Annotated in this window: 17 protein-coding genes; 5 read left to right on the forward strand and 12 right to left on the reverse strand. The window is 57.9% G+C overall.

The window, feature by feature from the left end; all coding sequences use genetic code 11:
- Positions 1–258: 258 nt before the first annotated feature.
- Positions 259–1014, reverse strand: a complete 756-nt coding sequence (locus M5G11_RS01420) for a spermidine synthase (protein ID WP_273911897.1) — start codon at positions 1012–1014, stop codon at positions 259–261.
- Between the two features lie 128 nt (positions 1015–1142).
- On the opposite strand from M5G11_RS01420, the gene M5G11_RS01425 reads away from it, so the two are divergent.
- Positions 1143–2495, forward strand: coding sequence for a class II 3-deoxy-7-phosphoheptulonate synthase (locus M5G11_RS01425; RefSeq protein WP_273911896.1), 1353 nt, complete (start codon positions 1143–1145; stop codon positions 2493–2495).
- On the opposite strand, the gene M5G11_RS01430 is transcribed toward M5G11_RS01425, so the two are convergent.
- Both M5G11_RS01430 and M5G11_RS01435 read right to left on the reverse strand, forming a co-directional pair.
- The gene (locus M5G11_RS01430; RefSeq protein WP_273911895.1) at positions 2432–3694 is read right to left on the reverse strand and encodes a winged helix-turn-helix domain-containing protein; all 1263 of its coding nucleotides are present in this window, start codon (positions 3692–3694) and stop codon (positions 2432–2434) included. The two genes, M5G11_RS01425 and M5G11_RS01430, sit on opposite strands and share 64 nt — an antisense overlap.
- Before the next feature lie 58 nt (positions 3695–3752).
- Positions 3753–3986, reverse strand: a complete 234-nt coding sequence (locus tag M5G11_RS01435; protein ID WP_273911894.1) for a DUF1127 domain-containing protein — start codon at positions 3984–3986, stop codon at positions 3753–3755.
- 97 nt (positions 3987–4083) lie between these two features.
- On the opposite strand from M5G11_RS01435, the gene M5G11_RS01440 reads away from it, so the two are divergent.
- Positions 4084–4935, forward strand: a complete 852-nt coding sequence (locus M5G11_RS01440) for a LysR substrate-binding domain-containing protein (protein ID WP_273911893.1) — start codon at positions 4084–4086, stop codon at positions 4933–4935.
- A 49-nt stretch (positions 4936–4984) separates the two neighbouring features.
- Here M5G11_RS01440 and M5G11_RS01445 read toward each other — a convergent pair whose 3' ends face one another.
- A complete protein-coding gene (locus tag M5G11_RS01445) occupies positions 4985–5734 on the reverse strand; it encodes a sulfite exporter TauE/SafE family protein (protein WP_273911892.1) in 750 nt (249 codons plus the stop codon).
- Between the two features lie 108 nt (positions 5735–5842).
- Here M5G11_RS01445 and M5G11_RS01450 point away from each other — a divergent pair, with 108 nt between their 5' ends.
- The 3 genes from M5G11_RS01450 (at position 5843) to M5G11_RS01460 (ending at position 7909) form a co-directional block, all read left to right on the forward strand.
- The gene (locus M5G11_RS01450; protein WP_273911891.1) at positions 5843–6805 is read left to right on the forward strand and encodes a LysR family transcriptional regulator; all 963 of its coding nucleotides are present in this window, start codon (positions 5843–5845) and stop codon (positions 6803–6805) included.
- Positions 6806–6851: 46 nt separating this feature from the next.
- Complete coding sequence (locus M5G11_RS01455; protein WP_273911890.1) at positions 6852–7313, forward strand: MarR family winged helix-turn-helix transcriptional regulator; 462 nt, start codon at positions 6852–6854, stop codon at positions 7311–7313.
- Between the two features lie 164 nt (positions 7314–7477).
- Positions 7478–7909, forward strand: a complete 432-nt coding sequence (locus M5G11_RS01460) for an organic hydroperoxide resistance protein (RefSeq protein ID WP_273911889.1) — start codon at positions 7478–7480, stop codon at positions 7907–7909.
- A gap of 63 nt (positions 7910–7972) precedes the next feature.
- Here M5G11_RS01460 and M5G11_RS01465 read toward each other — a convergent pair whose 3' ends face one another.
- The 8 genes from M5G11_RS01465 to M5G11_RS01495 all read right to left on the reverse strand — a co-directional run bounded on the left by M5G11_RS01465 (position 7973) and on the right by M5G11_RS01495 (position 18438).
- Positions 7973–8542: an elongation factor P gene (locus M5G11_RS01465; RefSeq protein ID WP_273911888.1), complete on the reverse strand. Its 570-nt coding sequence runs from the start codon at positions 8540–8542 to the stop codon at positions 7973–7975.
- Between the two features lie 317 nt (positions 8543–8859).
- Positions 8860–9045, reverse strand: a complete 186-nt coding sequence (locus tag M5G11_RS27460) for a gp19.5 family protein (protein ID WP_420793876.1) — start codon at positions 9043–9045, stop codon at positions 8860–8862.
- Between the two features lie 204 nt (positions 9046–9249).
- Complete coding sequence (terL, locus tag M5G11_RS01470; RefSeq protein WP_273911887.1) at positions 9250–10959, reverse strand: phage terminase large subunit; 1710 nt, start codon at positions 10957–10959, stop codon at positions 9250–9252.
- A gap of 38 nt (positions 10960–10997) precedes the next feature.
- A complete protein-coding gene (locus tag M5G11_RS27730) occupies positions 10998–11579 on the reverse strand; it encodes a lysis system spanin subunit (protein ID WP_273911886.1) in 582 nt (193 codons plus the stop codon).
- A gap of 12 nt (positions 11580–11591) precedes the next feature.
- Complete coding sequence (locus tag M5G11_RS01480; RefSeq protein ID WP_137271131.1) at positions 11592–11849, reverse strand: DNA packaging protein; 258 nt, start codon at positions 11847–11849, stop codon at positions 11592–11594.
- The gene (locus M5G11_RS01485; RefSeq protein ID WP_273911885.1) at positions 11849–12049 is read right to left on the reverse strand and encodes a phage holin family protein; all 201 of its coding nucleotides are present in this window, start codon (positions 12047–12049) and stop codon (positions 11849–11851) included. The genes M5G11_RS01480 and M5G11_RS01485 overlap by 1 nt, the downstream gene beginning before the upstream one ends.
- Positions 12050–12073: 24 nt before the next feature.
- Entirely contained in the window at positions 12074–14299 is a 2226-nt protein-coding gene (locus M5G11_RS01490) for a phage tail fiber domain-containing protein (RefSeq protein ID WP_273911884.1), read from the reverse strand.
- Positions 14300–14388: 89 nt separating this feature from the next.
- Positions 14389–18438: a transglycosylase SLT domain-containing protein gene (locus M5G11_RS01495; protein WP_273911883.1), complete on the reverse strand. Its 4050-nt coding sequence runs from the start codon at positions 18436–18438 to the stop codon at positions 14389–14391.
- Positions 18439–18447: the final 9 nt, after the last annotated feature.

The following is an 18447-nucleotide window of genomic DNA, read 5'->3' on the forward strand; positions in this document are numbered from 1 at the left end:
GCGAAAACGATTGAAGAAAAAAGGGAACGTCAAGGAAGAGTCCGCAGGGCGGACGCGCAGCCGAAGCTGGCTTCGGGAAATTGCACTACCTTGAACGAGGTCCGGTAAAAGACCGGCGCGTACTATACCTGTAATTACCGATTCGCGTGAGACTTTTTTATCGAAATACGCCACCCAGGGGCCTCGGACGACACGCTTTGTCGATAACCGAGGCCCACCCGTCGAATGGCGACCGTAGCCGGAGCTGAAACGTTTTATTCAAGACGCCGGTCGGAGCACCTCGATCAACGGGTTCAACGAATAGCCCAGGCGTGGTGCCAGGGCTTCGGCACGGGTCTTGAGGCCGTCCAGATCAAGGGTCTGGTCGAGGTCCTGGGGCACCAGCAGGATGACATTGCCTTCCTTGACCGGCAGCTCCCAGTAGTGCCGATGGTATAGCCCGCGCAGCAACGCGGCGCCCAATGGCTTGCCGTCATCGGCGGCCCACTGGTTGATCACCAGCCAGCCACCAGGATTCAGGCGCTTCTGGCAGTCCTCAAGGAACTTCCAGGCCAGGTGCCCGACACCCGGGCCATAGTCGGTGTACAGATCGACAAAGATCAGGTCAGCCATTTCGGCGGTATTGAGCAGTTCCAGCGCGTCGCCGATACGGATGTACAAGCGCGGATCGTCGTCCAGACCCATGTACTCCATGGCCAGGCGCGGCACATCCGCGCGCAGCTCGATGGCTTCGACATCGTCCAGCGGCAGGAACTTCAGGCAGGCCTGGGTCAGGGTCCCGGCGCCGAGGCCGAGGAACAGCGCGCTTTCCGGCAGTGCATGGCACAGCGCACCGACCAGCATGGCACGGGTGTAGTCGTACTCCAGCCAGCTCGGATCGGCGGTAAAAACGCAGCTCTGCTCGATCGCGTCGCCAAACTCGAGAAAGCGGTAGTCCTCGACTTCCAGCACGCTGATGGTGCCGAACGCGTCGTGCACCTGCGCCAGCAGTCGCTCTACCCGTTCCTCTGTCATGCCCTCTCCCGGCAACCTGTGTGCCCGAACAAAACCGCCATTGTCCGTCAATACGCGCACTGCAACAAGGCGCGTGCCAGGTGGTAGCATGACCGAAGCCCTTTTTCAGACAACTATCGAGTTCAATGATGAGCCAACTCTGGACCCCTGACAGCTGGCGAGCCCTGCCGATCCAGCAGCAACCGATCTACCCCGACGCCGCGCATGTACTCAAGGTCGAGCAGACCTTGGCCAGCTACCCGCCACTGGTCTTCGCCGGGGAGGCCCGGGAACTGCGCCGCCAGTTCGCCGAAGTCACCCAGGGGCGTGCCTTCCTGCTGCAAGGCGGCGATTGCGCGGAAAGCTTCGCCGAATTCTCTGCAGCGAAAATCCGTGACACCTTCAAGGTGCTGCTGCAGATGGCCATTGTCATGACCTTCGCCGCCGGATGCCCGGTGGTCAAGGTCGGGCGCATGGCCGGGCAGTTCGCCAAACCGCGCTCATCCAACGATGAAACCATCGGCGGCATTACCTTGCCGGCCTACCGGGGCGACATCGTCAACGGCATCGACTTCGATGAAAAAAGCCGCGTGCCAGACCCGGAGCGCCTGCTGCAGTCCTACCACCAGGCCACTGCCACCCTCAACCTGCTGCGCGCGTTTGCCCAGGGCGGCTTTGCCGACCTGCACCAGGTGCACAAGTGGAACCTGGACTTCATCGCCAACTCGGCCCTGGCCGAGAAATACAGCCAGCTGGCGGATCGCATCGACGAGACCCTGGCCTTCATGCGCGCCTGCGGCATGGACAGCTCGCCGCAACTGCGCGAGACCAGCTTCTTCACCGCCCACGAAGCGCTGCTGCTGAACTATGAAGAAGCCTTCGTGCGCCGCGACAGCCTGACCGGCGACTTCTATGACTGTTCGGCGCACATGCTGTGGATTGGCGACCGTACCCGCCAGCTCGATGGCGCGCATGTCGAGTTCCTGCGCGGGGTGAACAACCCGATCGGGGTCAAGGTCGGCCCAAGCATGAACACCGAGGACCTGATCCGCCTGATCGACATCCTCAACCCGGACAACGACCCCGGCCGCCTCAACCTGATCGTGCGCATGGGCGCCGACAAGGTCGGTGACCACCTGCCCGCGCTGATCCGCAGCGTCGAGCGTGAAGGTCGCCAGGTGCTGTGGAGCTCCGACCCGATGCATGGCAACACCATCAAGGCCAGCAGCGGCTACAAGACCCGTGACTTCGCGCAGATCCTCAGCGAAGTGAAGCAGTTCTTCCAGGTGCACCAGGCCGAAGGCAGCCATGCCGGCGGGATTCACATCGAGATGACCGGGCAGAACGTCACCGAGTGCATCGGCGGCGCACGCCCGATTACCGAAGACGCCCTCTCCGATCGCTATCACACCCACTGCGACCCGCGCATGAACGCGGATCAGTCGCTGGAGCTGGCCTTCCTGATCGCCGAAACGCTCAAGTCAGCCCGCACCAAGGCCTGACGCAAGCGCTCGGTGCCGACGCGGGGGCAGTTCAACTGCACCCGCGCCAGCCCCAACCAGGCTGCCAACTGGTTAAGCTGGCCGGCCAACGCGGCCATCCCTTCCTCGTCCAGACCAGGCTCTTCTTCGTGCAAGGCATGCACCGCCAGGCGGTCGTGGGCGCGTTCAGCGCGCAAGTCGACCCGCGCGGCAATCCGCTCGCCATGCAGAAATGGCAACACGTAATAGCCGTACACCCGTTTGTGCGCGGGCGTGTAGATCTCCAATCGATAGCGAAAGCCGAACAGGCGCTCGGTGCGATCACGGTCCCATATCAACGAATCGAACGGCGACAACAGCGCACTGGCAATCACCGTGCGCGGCACTCGCGGCGCACCCAGGCAATAGGCCGGTTGTGACCAGCCTTGCACCGAACAGCGTTGCAATTGCCCATCCTCGACCAGCTCCTCCAACCGCCCACGGCTCTCGGCCGGGCTGAAGCGGAAGTAGTCACGCAGGTCCTTTTCGGTTGCCACCCCCAGCGCGCCGGCCGCATGCAGCAGCAAGCCGCGCTGGGCGGCCGGTTCGCCCGGGCAAGGCTGGCTGAGCAGCGCGCCGGGCAGCACGCGCTCCGGCAAGTCGTACAGACGCTCGAAACCACGCCGGCCTGCCACTGTCACCTGGCCCGCAGCGAACAGCCATTCCAGCGCGTGCTTCTCTGCACTCCAGTCCCACCAGGGCCCGGCACGCTCCTGACGGGTAGACAGGCTGCCAGCACCCAGGGCGCCTTGCTCGGTTACGGCCGCCAGCACGCGGGCGATGGTTGCTTGTTGCTCGCGGCCGAACTGGGCGAGCTGGCGATAGATGCCCTGCCCTTGCTGCGCCTGCTGCATGCGCCAGCGCATCAGCGGGTAGAGTTCAAGCGGCAGCAGCGAGGCTTCATGCCCCCAGTATTCGAAGAGTTTGCGTTGGCGTCCACGGCCCCAGGCCAACTGGTCGAACAACCCTTGCGAGTAGTCGCCAAGCCGGGAAAACAGCGGCAGGTAGTGCGAGCGTACCAAGGCGTTGACCGAGTCGATCTGCACCACGCCCAGGCGTTGGAACACCCGATTGAGATGGGCGGCCGTCAGCGTCGACGCCGGCTGACGCGTACCGAACCCTTGTGCTGACAAGGCCAGGCGCCGCGCCTGTGCCGAGGAAAAAGACGCTGCAGTGGGCATGCCTGACTCCTTGTGAACATCCCCACTACAGTAGCGGTGAGTGGTGCCTGATCGCGACTCATTTTTTCAGTGGGTCGTCCCAGAACGGCCGTTCGATTTCCATCAGGATATCGGCCCGGCTCAGACCGATATCCTTGAGCGCCGCATCACTCATGCTCGCCAGTTCACGGCGCTGCAACCGCAGTTGCCGCCAGCGCGCGAACGTATTGACCAGGTCAGCCAGGACGTGATGCACGGACAGGTCCCGGTGCTGGTGCTTGAAGTGCAGGATGGAGCTGATTTGACCTTTCATCTTCTTGCCCTCCGTTTGGGATAGCCGTAGTTTCAGCGCGGGCGTAGGATCAATCCAACGAATGTTTCTTATGTCTTGCATCTAGGAGATTGATGCAATGTCCCAGTACCAGAGTATCGACTCAGAGGTGTTGCGCACCTTTGTCGCGATTGCCGAACAAGGCGGCTTCACCCGTGCCGGGGAGGTGGTCAACCGCACCCAGTCGGCGGTGAGCATGCAGATGAAGCGCCTGGAGGAAGACATCATCCAGCGCCAGCTGTTCGAGCGCGATGGGCGCCAGGTGCGCTTGACTGCCGAGGGCCAGGTGCTGCTCGGCTATGCCCGGCGCATCCTGAAACTGCATGGGGAGGTGTTCAACACCTTGCGCATGCCGCACATGGTCGGCGTGGTGCGCATTGGTACGCCGGATGACTATGCAATGCGCTTTCTGCCGGGGATTCTGTCGAGCTTTGCCCAGGCGTACCCGCTGATCCAGGTGGAGGTGCATTGTGAAACGTCCAAGCAACTGATGATGCGCCAGGACCTGGACCTGACCATCGTCACGCGTGAGCCTGGGTATGAGGTGGGCCAGTTGCTGCGTCAGGAACGCCTGGTATGGGCAGCGGCACAGGGCTTCTGCCCGCATGAACAGCGGCCGATGCCGCTGGCAATGTTCAACAGTGATTGCTTCTGTCGGTCGTGGGCGTGCAATGCGCTGGAGGCGCTGGGCCTGGAATATCGCATTGCCTACACCAGCCCGAGCCTCGCGGCGATTTTCGCGATTGTGAGTGCCGGGTTGGCGGTGACGGCGCAGTTGCAGAGCCTGGTCACGGCGAACCTGCGCATCCTTGGCGAGAACGAAGGGCTGCCACAGCTACCGGTAGCCAACGTGATGTTGCTGCGCAATGCACAGACGCAATCGCCAATGACCGATTCCTTGGCCGATTACATCATTGAAGGGTTCAAGTAGATAAAGACGCTGCTGCCTCTTGTGGGAGCAGCAGCCACCCCGAGTTGCTTCAGACCTTGAATGCCAGCATCACCGCACACACCACCAGGAACCCGCAGAACAGTGAGCGCAGCACCTTCTCCGGCAGCGCATGGGCCAGCTTCACGCCCCAGCTGATACTCATCAGCCCGCCCGCCGCCAGCGGCAGGCCCATGCTCCACAGCACCTGACCATGCACACCATAGGTCAGCAAGGTAACCGCCGTACTGGGTGCAGCCAGCGCCAGCGACAGCCCTTGGGCAACCACCTGGGTGGTGCCGAACACGCTGGTCAGCACCGGCGTCGCCACCACCGCCCCACCCACACCAAACAGGCCACCCAGCACCCCGGCACCGCTGCCCAATACGCCCAACCACGGCCATGGCTGACGCAGTTCGGTGGACGGCGGCGAAGTGCGCATGAACATCCGCGCCACGTTCCACACGGCCAGCGCCACCAGGAAGCCGACAAAACCCAGGCGCATCGCCTGTGCATCCACGCCCACCGCCCAGATCGAACCCAGCCAGGCAAATACCAAGCCCGCCAGCGCCAGCGGCAAGGCATGACGCAGCTCGATGCGGTTGCGCTGGTGGTAGCGCCACAGGGCCAGCAACACGTTGGGTACCACCATTACCAGCGCCGTGCCCTGGGCCAGTTGCTGGTCCAGGCCAAACAGCACGCCCAGCGCCGGAATGGCGATCAAGCCCCCGCCAATGCCGAACAAGCCGCCCACGGTGCCCAGCGCCGCGCCCAATACGATGTACATCACCCACTCGATCATGCCTGCCTCTCTTTTTCGCAATGGGCGCATGCTACCCAGCACAGGCTAGCGGGGAAACGCACAGCAACGCACAATGGCTTTGCCAAATTCGCATAAGCAGCGCTAGCCATGAACCCCGATGCCCTGACCGAACAACTGTCGCTGTTCCTTGATGTCCTTGAAACCGGCAGCTTCTCTGCCGCCGCCCGGCGCCACCCGCTGACGCCTTCGGCCGTCGCCCGACGCATCGACAGCCTGGAAAACGCCGTCGGCAGCCGGCTGTTTGTGCGCAGTACCCACGCGGTGCGCCCTACCCCGGCCGGCAATGCGTTCGCCGAGCGCGCCAGGCGTATCGTCGGCGAGCTGCACCTGGCCCGCGCCGAAGCGGTTTCGCTGAGCAACGCCCCCGAAGGGCTGATCCGCATCGACGCCCCCGCCGCCTTCGGCAGACGCCACCTGGCCCCGGCCATTGCCGACTTCCTGGTCGCCTACCCCGGCCTGGATGTGCAACTGCGCCTGATCGACAGTTTTGTCGACATGCACGGCTCGAACCTCGGCCAGGTGGACCTGGTGCTGCGCGCCGGCCCCTTGGCCGACACCCGCCTGGTGGCCACGCCGCTGGCGAAAATGGTGCGCATCGCCTGCGCCAGCCCGGCCTACCTGCAGCAACGTGGGGTGCCCGCCAGCCCAAGCGAACTGCCGGCGCACGACGGGGTCGACTGGGACGGCCTGGCGCCGCCGTTCGCCTGGCGCTTCGAGCAAGACGGCCAACTGCGCCTGTTCCGCCCGCAACGCCTGCGCATGAGCGCGAACAATGCCGAGGCGCTGCTGTTCGGCGTGCTCGCGGGGCTGGGTATCGCCCACCTGCCCACCTGGCTGATCAGCGACTACCTGCTGCGCGGTGAGCTGGTGCCGCTGTTCTGCGACAACGGCCTGCCCGCAGCCGAGTCGGCCGGGATCTATGCACTGCGACTGGAACACGAAACGAACTCTCGCAGCCGTTTGCTGCTCGAATTCCTCAAGAGCCGTTTCAGCCCGGTGCCGCCGTGGGATCTGGCACTGCAAAGCGAACTGCGCTGGCAATCGCACTAAAGGCCTGCGTGCTAACATTTCAAGGATCACCGAAGAAAGGACCCGCATGAACGCCGACGCCAACACTCCCGCCCACTGCGAAACCTTGCTGCTCGACAACCAGGTCTGCTTCGCCCTGCACTCCACCTCGCTGCTCATGACCAAGGTCTACAAGCCTTTGCTGCAAGCCCTCGGGCTGACCTATCCACAGTACCTGGCGATGCTCGTGCTGTGGGAGCGTGACGGCCTTACCGTCGGTGAAATCAGCCATCGCCTGCTCACCGACCCCGGCTCGCTCACCCCGCTGCTCAAACGCCTCGAAGGCGAAGGCCTGCTCAAGCGCACGCGCAGCCGCGAGGATGAGCGGGTGGTGATCGTTGAGCTGACTGAACAAGGCCGCGCCCTGCAAGCAAAGGCACAGAACATTCCGCCGTGTATTCTCGGCGCCAGCGGCGTGTCGCTGGAGCGTTTGCAACAGCTGCAGAGTGAATTGATCGCGCTGCGCGACAACCTGCAAAAAAGCCTCTAGACGCCTCTAGCACGCAACCCCTGGCCAACTTGGCGGCCGGGGCGTGATGACCGTTCGGGAGAAAGACGATAATTTATATTGCGCACTAACTAATTGCGCACTACATTTAATTTCGTACTTCACCCAGCGCCGCCGGCGCTACCCCATCACCAAGAGGCTCCACCATGAACAAGCCAGCACAAGTGCTCTATGTTGCCAAAGTCACTTCCACCGGTGGTCGTGATGGCCGCTCGGTTTCAGACAACAAGATTCTCGATGTAAAACTGGCCACGCCGAAAGAGCTGGGCGGTGCCGGTGGCGAGGCGACCAACCCTGAGCAACTGTTCGCCGCCGGCTACTCGGCGTGTTTCATCGGCGCCCTGAAGTTCGTCGCCGGCCAGCAGAAACAAGCGCTGCCAGCGGATACCTCGATCACTGCCGAAGTCGGCATCGGCCAGATCCCTGGCGGTTTCGGCCTGGATATCGACCTGCGCATCAGCCTGCCAGGCCTGGATCAGGCCGAGGCGCAAGCACTGGTCGACGCGGCCCACCATGTCTGCCCGTACTCCAACGCCACCCGTGGCAACGTCGATGTACGCCTGCATGTCAGCGTCTGAAGTCTAGATTGCAGGCATAAAAAAACCCGGCTCAGGCCGGGTTTTTTGTGCGAAACACCAAGATTACTTGGCGCGGCCCTTGTAGGAACCACCTTCGCGGGTATCGATCTCGATCATGTCGCCGATTTCGATGAAGTCAGCAACGCTCAGCTCGGTGCCGTTTTTCAGTTTGGCAGGCTTCATGACCTTGCCCGAAGTGTCGCCGCGCGCGGAACCTTCGGTGTAGTCAACCTGACGAACGATAGTGGTTGGCAGGTCAACCGAAACCAGGCGCTCTTCGAAGAACACGGCTTCGCAGACGTCGGTCATGCCTTCTTCGATGAACGGCAGAACGGCCTCGATGTCTTCGGCGTTCAGCTCGTACATGGTGTAGTCGGTGGTGTCCATGAACGTGTAGGTGTCACCGTTGATGAACGACAGGGTCGCTTCTTTACGGTCCAGGATCACGTCGTCCAGCTTGTCGTCGGCCGAGTAGACGGTTTCAGTCTTGTAGCCGGTCAGCAGGTTCTTCAGCTTGGTCTTCATGATCGCGCTGTTACGGCCCGACTTGGTGAACTCAGCTTTCTGGACCAGCCACGGGTCGTTGTCGATCCGGATCACGGTACCGGGTTTCAGCTCTTTACCAGTTTTCATTGCTTGATATCCGAATTTGGATGGATTTACAAAAATCGAGGCCGCGTATCATAGCGAATTTCGGTAAAACTGGGCAATGAAAGAACTGAGCGGCCATCGTAGCGGGATCATTGGGTCTCGTAAAGGCCCTTGTGCCAGCCTTGGCGCACTCTTGGCCCAAACTCGGTGCAGGGCTCTAACACAACATCCAGAGGCGCTTGGGCGCACGATAAGGACCCCAGGAGGCTGGAGGGCCACGGGGGGGGGAACTGGCGGCATAGAACAGTTGAGGTGGTCATTCAGATTTTTCTGTCAGATTCTCAAAGGGCCTAAAGATGTCATTCAGCACACCCGCCAGTCACTATAACGCAGACCACGTCCCCGAGGCCTTCTACTAATGGCCCTCCTTTAGTAAGCCCAAGAGTCACTAAGAGCAACGCAAGGAATTTGTATGTGGCCCGGTGCTTCGCCAGAGCCTTAGCGACAGCCACAAAGGTCTGCCAGCGAGTAGTCATTACGATCATGCTTCAGCCTCCTTTGAGCTGGTAATAGAGAAGGTGGTAGATGGCGATAACCACCACCCACACAGGAGGTCTTAGAGGCATCTCTAAGAGAGTAACTTTAAGCCTCCCTATGGTTATAGTGGGTGCTTTTGGAGCCCTTGCAGGACGTGGTCTGTAGCCCTGGCAAAACTGAAAAATAAGGGACCCGAAGGCCCCTGTAAGTAATCACCACCCCATATAGTTGGTGGTCGTTCCGTCTGTTTCGTACTGCATCATTACGTCACCAATCATCATCTGCCGGTGATCCTCGAAGCCCACAAGCGGGTCTTCCATGTGATGCATTAGGTACTCTTCCAGCATCTCCGAGGCTCCAACCTCAGAATCCTTCTCCATGGCCTCAGTGAAGAACTGAACGCCGATTGCCAGAGCATCAAGTCGGTCATCATGGGCCAGTGAGCCCCGTTCCTTAGTGATCCTTGAGAGCTGATAGAAACCGCTGTACTTGATGTCAGTCGTCCCGTCGATGTTCAGAGCAGTCTCATAGTCCCGCGTAATGACATCCTCGGAGACCACGAGCTTATGACTGCCAAGCACAGGCTCCAGCACGTCACAGATGCGTAGCTCTTTCTGGCCCTTAGACTTCACCTCAGTGACTGCACAACGATGCGTACGGGTCATCACAGGGCTGAACAGCTTCACGTACATGCCATCACCGAAGTTGCCTTCAATGATTACCTCGTTGACCTTGAAGCGCTTGCCGATGTCTGCCAGGGCCTGCAAGGTCTTGTCGTCGTAGCCACCACGGAATCCACCCCAGTCCATCAGGAAGATGTAGCCGTTGAGCATGTAGAGGACCGCGTAGCCGGTCTCATCCTTACCGCGTCCGCTTGGGTCGATCACAAGGATCTTCGCGGAGTAAGGTGCAGACGCCTGACCTACAGTCTCGTAGCGGTGGAAACGATCACCCTTGAGGCCCACGTTAGGAAGGCCCTTGGCTTCGTTGTTACCGTTAGGCAACCACTGCAAGGTCGTAGGGGCAGTATCGAGACTGAAACGCCCAACGATGAAGTCACGCAGTTTCAGCGGGTACTTTTCGGCGTCACTAAGGTTCGGGTTAAGCATGAACTGAAGAGCGAAGCCCCCCTTGCCATATGACAGCTCACGTTCCCGCAAGTCGGTGTCATCGAAGCGCACAGGGTCTGTAGGTTTCCAGTAAAGGGTGCCGTCTGCTTCCAGCTCGTTAGCAATCATTGGTGCCAAACGATGGCCGTAGCTCTCACGGTCTTTCTGGTCTTTCGGGTATCTCGCAGGCCAGATGGTGGTGACATAGCCACGATTTTCCAGCTCACGATAAAGGGTCATCTCTGTTTGGGGCGTGCCCAGGTAGATGATGGTGGATGCCTCACCCGGCTTCAGGATCGCATCGAACTCCTTTACCAGTTCACCCAGGTGATCCCTTGCGGACTGTGTAGCGGAGTTGTTCGGGACCTCAACGTCATCCGCGATGAGGATGTCAGCACGGGAACCCGCAAGCTGGCCGGTGATACCTACAGACTTTACAGAGGGCGAGTGGTCGGGCTTGGCCGGTCCCACATCGAAGCTCAGGGAGCTATCCCGTTGGCCGGGTCCTGTCTTCAGTTCAGCAAGGAACGGAAGCAGGTCGATGATTCGCTTGATGAAGATGGAGTTGGCGTCTGCCCGTTCCTTCGAGGCCGACACAATGAGGAACTTCAGCTGTGGGTTGTTCCACAACTTCCAGACCACAAAGGCGCACGTAATGAAGGACTTGCCGATGCCTCGGAAGGCTTGCAGGATGAACCGTCGCTGCTTTCCGTCGCTGAGGGTACGTGCCATGTCGATCTGGCACTTAGTGGGCTTAGGGAGGTTTAGAGCGCGCCACAGGACAAACAAAAAGGCCACGAAGGACCTTTTCATTAACGCTATGTCCTGCTCGCCAGTGCGAACAGTTCGGGTCACTCAGGATCACCCGGCCACTTCACCTGTTTAGCGCGCTCCCGAATCCGAGCCAGGGCTGCTTGCTCAGCTTCTGCTTTAGCTTGTTCTCTTTTCTTGTCACGGTACTCCTTAAAATTAATGATCATTTGCTTACTCCCTTGCAGTTCTTTAATTACTCCTTGTAAGCCCGTTACTTGGGCATCACATCGCTGGGCTTGCTCGACAAGGAATCGAGAAGTTTCTTCTGATAAGTCGGCGTAACCATCAGGGACGGGTCTACCTGCACTTGTGACTGAACGCACTGTTGCATCTGCAAGTTTGACCCGCAGGCTGACACCATCATTACGCAGCCTATCAATAGTCCCTTGAGCCAGTTTTGACTGGTCAGCAAGGTACGCTTGCCATTGCAAAGAAATATCTGCCAACGCCTTTTGAGATAGTTCACGTTCTTCCTCCTGTTTCTGTCTGTAGACTAAAGCTGTCTCAGCGTCCTCCTTGAGGTGTTTCTGGTCAGAGTCGTGATAGCCCTTGAAGTAAATGCCAAGGACTACCAGACAGGCACACAGAAGCCCCAAGAGACCCTTGGTAAGGGATGTCATGGTTGTGGCTCCTTAGTGTTGAGTTGCTGGACCGTAGAGTTCTTCGTCGGTCAACTCGGGGACTTCGTTAAGCGCAGCCGCCAAGTCACCTAAGAGGGACTCATCAGGTTGCAACTTAGCGATGGTGAACTTGTGACGGTCGAGATACTTGCCGATGGCGTTGTACAGTTGAGGGGTTCGTAACTCGGGATTCTTTAGGTCCCGCAATAGATTCTTACCGGTCTCTGTGTCGATTGCCTCAAGTAGTTGTTCGAGAATGGATTGCGACATTAACCCTCCTGTTTTATTTGGACCCCCTTCACAGTCTTGTAGACTAAGACGGCGCATTGAGTAAGTGAATAGATGATGGCCGCTGCATAGAACCAGTCGGACATTGTTAAGCCCGCAAAGCGGCTTGCTACATCAGCACCAGCCGCCGCGACAACAGGAGTGGCTCTTACCACCCCCTCGTTAAAATTAAGCTCGATCATTACGGCTCCTTTAAATTTTGAATATCAGTTTGTGCAACTCCAACGTATCGCCCCTGCAAATTCCCCGGTGCCCCCAACGATGATTCTCACATCAAATCCAGAAGTGGATACGGAGCCCTGTTTAATAAATGACTTCTGAAAGTTACCTCCGTAGTCAGATACCACCTCAAGTGAATACTGGGGGATTAGTGAAGAGGCTGGCCCATCGAAGTTCTGCGCAAACCGAATAGGAACATCAAGGACGCTCGCAGTGGAGTACTTAACAGCTTGGACACCACGTTTACGCTCGACACCCGCCGAGTCGATAGCAGTATCATGCTCGACAGCATTAGGAAAGGACGGATAAATAGCGGCCTTCATAGGGCTTACAAAAGCCGCACCGATGTACATTCTCCCGGATGAAATTTGCGTTAGGGTTTGATAGAAGCGAATTGAGGATTGCACGTTAGGCGTAACATCCCCCGACACCCGAAACAAATAAACGCCAAGTCTTTCGGGAACCATTTCAGCGCCCCTGAAAGATTCGGCACCATCACTAACAACAGAGACAGCTTTTGGGAAATCACCGTCAGGCAGGTACATCCACACTACAGCGCTAAACTTCCCGGTAGGACTTTTAAAATCAACTGATAGTGTTTGATAGCCATTAGTGGCCCTACCGCCGTATACGGCCTGATAGCCCCACGGCGTTACAAAATCAGAAACTACCACAGCACCCGCGCCAGGCACCGTGGAGCTGAACCCCACGGGCTTCCCGCCTTTACGTACAGTCCAGTCCCCTCCCTTACACAGGTTGGTCGCTGTCAGACTCAACGAGTCTCCAGAAGTGGCTGGACTCACATCGGTCATACCGAACACATGAGAGCGAGAAGGTACGAGCGGAATGGTCGAACCGTCGAGTTGACAACCCATGATAATCCAACGGCCTACGGGGATCGCGCCGCGTTCAAAGTAGCAGCCGATCAGTATATTGTCGTGATTACGCACCTTAATATCGTTCCAACATCCCTTTGAATGTGAAAAATCACACCCCTGGAACACATTGTTATGCGCCTCCATTACACCACCAGTAGGTGACGTTGCGGCGCCACCATCTGTAATTAGCAAGCCGTAAACACCGGGAGTATTGCCCATGCAGTTTGTAAACTGATTTTGATTAACTGCCTGATAGCGCACATCAAGAATGATCTGACCGCATCGAACGTTATTAAATGTATTCCAAAGTGAACCAAAGTCAGAATCGTTACCGTCTACTGTCCAACGCCCCAACACATTGAAGTTATTTACATTGGCATGCCATACACCAGACAGCAACAGCTCAGAGCAAGTTAAGCCATCCCACTGCAGATGCTTCAAGCGATTACCGACAACCCGCCCCCCGGATAGGGTGCAGTAGTTACCGTGGAATTTTAGAGGAGGCTCAAAGTCTCCTGTCAGATAGGCGTGGTCAATATCGAGTACTAAGGGCCAGCGCAGTCTATCGGCCTTTCTCGCCGCCGAATTCAACGCAGCAGTTATATCAGTTCCCTCAATACAAGCATGCTGGGAGGCGTTGACGACCTTTGCCGCATTACCCACTGTTGCAGCTCCTGCTATAGCTGGCTCAACAGATGCGAGGATGTCACTATCAAGATTGGATGCCTGCCACATACCGCCAACCTTGTAAATGTACTCAATGCCATCAGTAATCAATAAAAATCGATCACCGACCTGAAGCGCGCCTCCGTCATCCCGCAATGTGGGCGGTGAGCTTTTGGGCGTTAGGAAACGGTGCTGTTGGTCAAGATTTTTTATCTGCCGGAAACTTACCGCATCGCCATCCTCAGTAGCATTAGACACGTTTACGATTTTCCGGCCACGGCCATCCAAATCGCCAGAGTTATTAACCCCGATAGTGTCAGCAGTAATATCACGAGCCTCTTCAGAAATATGAAGGGCCTGTAATTGCGCCGTATTCAAATCATAGGCCCGCAGAATAGAACCATCAGAAAAGTCTATGAGACGTTCGGTTGCGGATGTAACTCGGCGGACTTCTATACTTTCAAACTCATCCCCCGGCCCCCACGCCTTTGTGGTCGTGATATTGGTACGAGAAGTGAACCGGTAATCTGAATTCAGCGTAAGGGGTTTCCGCACTTTACCAATAAGGGTCACGGTAATGAACTTGCGCGCAAGATACTCGAAGGGAATTGCAAAGTCCTTTTGCGCACCGTTAAGCGGGTACGTAAGGACTGTCTTTGGAGCGGCCATTAAGTCCTCCTTGAGTTTTTATAGGTGAACGGAAGCAGACTCGTGGAGACATCTGCTTATAGTGGAGGGTTTTAGCGGGAGGTTATTTCTCAGCGAATCTCGACGCCCTGCTCTTCCATCACCATGAGCAACAGCTTTTGGGAAACCGGGTCATTAGGCACAAGACCACGCAGGCCATTAAACACGCCGGTCATATACTCTTGGTCTGCTCTACGCGAGTCCGTACCAACAGCGCCCATTGAGTTGAACCCCACCTGATATCCGCTTGCCACAGTCCCAATTGCTGGAACCTGTTCGGACACCCGGCCAAGGAACCCCGTGAATCCATCAGATTTTGTCGGGGAGTACTTCATGGCCCCTTGAGGACGCTGTTCCTTGGGACCCCTTGGGAGAATCGAAGAGCGCACAGCTGCCGCCTGCTCGAAGCCCAAAGGTGCCGCTACGATATTCACCAACCCCAAAGGTGCCCCAATGTGTGAGCTACGGGACAGAGCCGCATAGGCCAGCATCTTGGGGTCAAGGGATTGCTGTAAGAACTTCTCACGCTGGTCTTTGGGCATCCCCGCTGCTTGGCTGTACTTCATCGCCACGTAGCCCGAAACCGCCAAGCCTGTAGAGATAACCGCCTGCATGGTCTGATCAATAGCCCGACCGTTCTTAGTGGAGTCGTGGAAGCCACGGATAAGTCGGGAGTTAACAGAGCGCATGGTGAAGTTCTTGAACTGCATCGCCATCTTGACGCCTGCGCCGTATGCCTCGGTGTCTACAGAGGACAGCTTGTGTGGTCGTAGGATCGTCTCGTCGGCAATCTTGTCGCCCATACGCCACAGGTCCATGGTACGGGGGTCGCGCTGAAAGGCGGCTCTATCGGTGATCTTGTAGGACCCGTCAGGTTGCTTCTTCACGTAGGTCTTAATCAGGTCTTTCATGCCGCTGAATTGCTCAGGGGTGATCGACATCGACTTCAACCGCGTGTCCTCAAAGAGCTTCGAGGCCCGACCGTCAACCACATGATTCACGAAGTCCGAAAGAACCCCTGAACGCCCCGCATCTGCGATGTAGTTAGAGGACTCAGTAAGGAACTTGGTGAACGGGGACCACGCTGACAGCTCCTGTGTACCGTACTTCAGTGAGCCCACAACCTGGGCAAGCATTGGGTTTGTATCCGCTTGCTCTCGAAGACGCTGAACGATGTCCTGACGGGTTGGCCGAATGTGGTTATCCAGCTCCCGACCGAAGACCAGTGAGTGCATGTCCGCAAGGTCCTTTGCCTTGATCTTGGAGCCCCAAGCGGTCATCTCCTTGAGCAGCGGGACGCCCTTCAGGAGCATCCGTGTGTGCCCTTTAGTCACCATTGCAGCAACCTCAGTGATGGACTGCACACCCATATAGGCGTTCTTAGCGAAGAAGCTCATATCTGCCAGGGCACGGGAAGCGGTTGCAAGGGCGCCTTCGGGGTCTCTTCGGGCACGGCCTGTAAGAATCTGTAGGGCATCCTGTAGAGCCTTCACCTCACGGGCTGTACCGTTGCCCTTTTTGACCGCTGCAATCTGCTCCTTCAGTTCCTTCGTAGTTTTCCCAGTGGCCCCCATGATCCCAATGTCACCGTTCACACGGCGGTCATAGCTTAGGGTGATGCGCGCCAGGTCAAACTCACGCAGGTCATTCACAGAGAACTGCGAGCCATCGCTAAGGGGCACTGACATGTCCGAATCGAACAAGTGACGGCCCTCAAGGAAATTGTTGTTCTCCACACCTGTGAGTCCTTCGGGGCTGTTATCCACGAGAGACGCCCTGTCGAACTGGTCAGAGTGGCTAATGCCGTAAGCCTTGTTGTTGGCGTACAGCTCAACAGCGGCGGGAAGGTCCTTGTCTTCCAAGACACGCCCTTCAGCAATCGCAAGTTCCTTCAGGTGCGTGTCCACACGGGTCTTTACGTGAGGCCGTGCGGCATACGAAGCAAGCCAGGATTCCTTAATGGCATCTCGCAGACCATCAGCACCGCCAAAGCGTTGGATGTTCAGGTTCTTCGCAGCTGAGCTGTAGACGTTTGGAATGTACGAGCCAGCGTGACGGGTCCCCGAAAGAACCGCACGGGCGTTCTTGTTGCCGAACTGTGCAGGCGATGCAAGGTAGTCAGCCTTACGGTCGTAGTGAGCCTTAACGGTATCCATCAGCTTCTTCTCACCGGCTGTGAGCTGCGCCGCCTTGGAACCCGAAAGGTCCTCAGTGGCCTCAGCGACACGCCTGAAAGCACGCTCAATGTGAGCTTGCCGACCGCCGTCAGTCATCGCATAGCTTGGGTCTTTGATCGCCTCAAGAACTTCATCAGACATCTTGTTGTAGGTCACATGGTCCTGACCCCGGATACGCTCAATGATGTCCGAAGCAGTAGCCCCGAACTTCCCATTAGAGCCGCTGATGGTCCCTGTAGGAGACCGGAACAACTGATTGCCGATAGCCAGAATCTCAGGGTTCTCCGAGCGATTCAGCGTATAGCCAATCTCGGTAAAGCCGCCCATCGTCACCCCTCGGGCTGCACGGTCATCAGGCATAACCTCCATGGCGTCCTGAAGGGTCTTAGGGTTCAGCGGATTGTCAGCAGACAGGATTGAACCGTCCTGCAAGCGCACTGCCCCAGGCTCGTTAGGGTGGTCAACATAGGTCACCCCAAAGGCTTCCTTGGGTTCCTCACCGGCCAACCATGGGAACCGTGAAGGATCATCCTGACCCAACTGGCGAGCGGTCTCACGGGCCTCCAAGCGAATGCTCGGCCCCGCGAAGTCGTTCAAATCAGGCTCCATATCAGGATGCAGGTCAAAGCGCTCATTCGGTAAGGCCGACTCACCGTGTCGCGCAAGGATAGACTCAAGGTCAGCGTCTGGAACATCTACGCGGGGAGCCTCAAGCGGTGCAGCCCTCAGCGCCTTATCAAACAGGGCTGTAGCACCGGCACCGAACAATGCACCACCCACGAGAGCTGTCCCGTAGTGTCCCTCAATTCCCGTGATGTTTTCACGTAGGCCCTCAGAGGCAACAGCAGCAGCCCCCGAGTACATCGCACCTTGAGCAACCCGAGAGATGAGGCGCACACCGGTTGTCCCTGGAATAGGCGTGTAGGTCAGAGGGTCCAGACCGGCACCCGCAAACCCACCGACAATCTGAGCGCCTGTCCCAGCGTTAGCAATGCGCTGCTCATAGGCCATGTTCTCCTTTGCCATCGCAATGGCGTTCGGAAGGTTGGCCCTTTTGCCCTTGGCGTAGTCCTGCACGAAGCTGAAGTATTGAGGGTCCACACCCTCCTTACGAATCATGTCGTAATCGTCAGCGGTCCACTGAGAGTTATCGCTTGGGTTCACCCAGTCCAGCGGGTCATGGTCCTCCTGAGTGGCGTACCGAAACAGAGAGGCCAGTGGTGAAGTTGCCAGGGAGGCCGCTGTAGCATCTCCTGTCCCCTCGAAGGTGCCCTTTTCGGGCTTTCTAATATGGTTCTCAAGGGTGATGAAGTCCTGTTGAGTCTGAGGGGCTGTGCCACCGTCCAGATTCATATTGCCCAACTGAGGGAGGTCCTGACCCACTCGGACCTTAGAGCCTGCCGTCACACCCCGAGTAGCATCCTCAAAGCTGACGGCTTGGGCCTTTGGGTTGATACCGGGATTGGTCACTCCTTGGGCATCGAACCATTGGCGGGAAGGTGAATCACCGGACACGTCCAGCAGCTTGCGCATGTAGTTCTGACCCTCGGGACTGATCTTGGTGAAGTCACCTTGATCCAGTGCGGCCAACTGAGGGGAGCCCAAACGGCCCTGGCCTTGGTTGTATGCCAAAGCGGCCTTCAGCAAGTCGCCCTGATAGGCACCTTTGAGGTCCTTGAGGTGACGAGCAATCGCAGGGACTGCCTTCTGTGGGTCCATACGGTCTTCAGGGGTCATCAGGCCGTAAGCCTTACCGGTCAACTCTGTGAACTGTCCGAGACCGAGTGGGCCCGTGCGGGACTTAGCAACGGTGTTAAAGCTCGACTCGTTGTAGATGAGCTTGTGCATGAACTCGTAAGGGATTTCGTTGCGGTCAGCTTCTTGTCGAATCAAGGCATCGTAGGGTGTGCCCTTGGCCTTCACGGATTCATAGTCGTCACTCATAGAGGTCTC

It is taken from the genome of Pseudomonas fontis, assembly GCF_028656955.1.
Taxonomy (GTDB): Bacteria; Pseudomonadota; Gammaproteobacteria; order Pseudomonadales; family Pseudomonadaceae; genus Aquipseudomonas; species Aquipseudomonas fontis.

Coding starts and splice junctions, on each gene's coding strand:
- M5G11_RS01495 (WP_273911883.1), bottom strand. CDS start 18,438: ATGAGTGACGACTATGAATCCGTGAAGGCCAAGGGCACACCCTACGAT.
- M5G11_RS01420 (WP_273911897.1), bottom strand. CDS start 1,014: ATGACAGAGGAACGGGTAGAGCGACTGCTGGCGCAGGTGCACGACGCG.
- M5G11_RS01465 (WP_273911888.1), bottom strand. CDS start 8,542: ATGAAAACTGGTAAAGAGCTGAAACCCGGTACCGTGATCCGGATCGAC.
- M5G11_RS01490 (WP_273911884.1), bottom strand. CDS start 14,299: ATGGCCGCTCCAAAGACAGTCCTTACGTACCCGCTTAACGGTGCGCAA.
- M5G11_RS01455 (WP_273911890.1), top strand. CDS start 6,852: ATGAACGCCGACGCCAACACTCCCGCCCACTGCGAAACCTTGCTGCTC.
- M5G11_RS01445 (WP_273911892.1), bottom strand. CDS start 5,734: ATGATCGAGTGGGTGATGTACATCGTATTGGGCGCGGCGCTGGGCACC.
- terL (WP_273911887.1), bottom strand. CDS start 10,959: ATGAAAAGGTCCTTCGTGGCCTTTTTGTTTGTCCTGTGGCGCGCTCTA.
- M5G11_RS01450 (WP_273911891.1), top strand. CDS start 5,843: ATGAACCCCGATGCCCTGACCGAACAACTGTCGCTGTTCCTTGATGTC.
- M5G11_RS01430 (WP_273911895.1), bottom strand. CDS start 3,694: ATGCCCACTGCAGCGTCTTTTTCCTCGGCACAGGCGCGGCGCCTGGCC.
- M5G11_RS01425 (WP_273911896.1), top strand. CDS start 1,143: ATGAGCCAACTCTGGACCCCTGACAGCTGGCGAGCCCTGCCGATCCAG.
- M5G11_RS27460 (WP_420793876.1), bottom strand. CDS start 9,045: ATGATCGTAATGACTACTCGCTGGCAGACCTTTGTGGCTGTCGCTAAG.
- M5G11_RS01460 (WP_273911889.1), top strand. CDS start 7,478: ATGAACAAGCCAGCACAAGTGCTCTATGTTGCCAAAGTCACTTCCACC.
- M5G11_RS01435 (WP_273911894.1), bottom strand. CDS start 3,986: ATGAAAGGTCAAATCAGCTCCATCCTGCACTTCAAGCACCAGCACCGG.
- M5G11_RS01480 (WP_137271131.1), bottom strand. CDS start 11,849: ATGTCGCAATCCATTCTCGAACAACTACTTGAGGCAATCGACACAGAG.
- M5G11_RS27730 (WP_273911886.1), bottom strand. CDS start 11,579: ATGACATCCCTTACCAAGGGTCTCTTGGGGCTTCTGTGTGCCTGTCTG.
- M5G11_RS01440 (WP_273911893.1), top strand. CDS start 4,084: ATGTCCCAGTACCAGAGTATCGACTCAGAGGTGTTGCGCACCTTTGTC.
- M5G11_RS01485 (WP_273911885.1), bottom strand. CDS start 12,049: ATGATCGAGCTTAATTTTAACGAGGGGGTGGTAAGAGCCACTCCTGTT.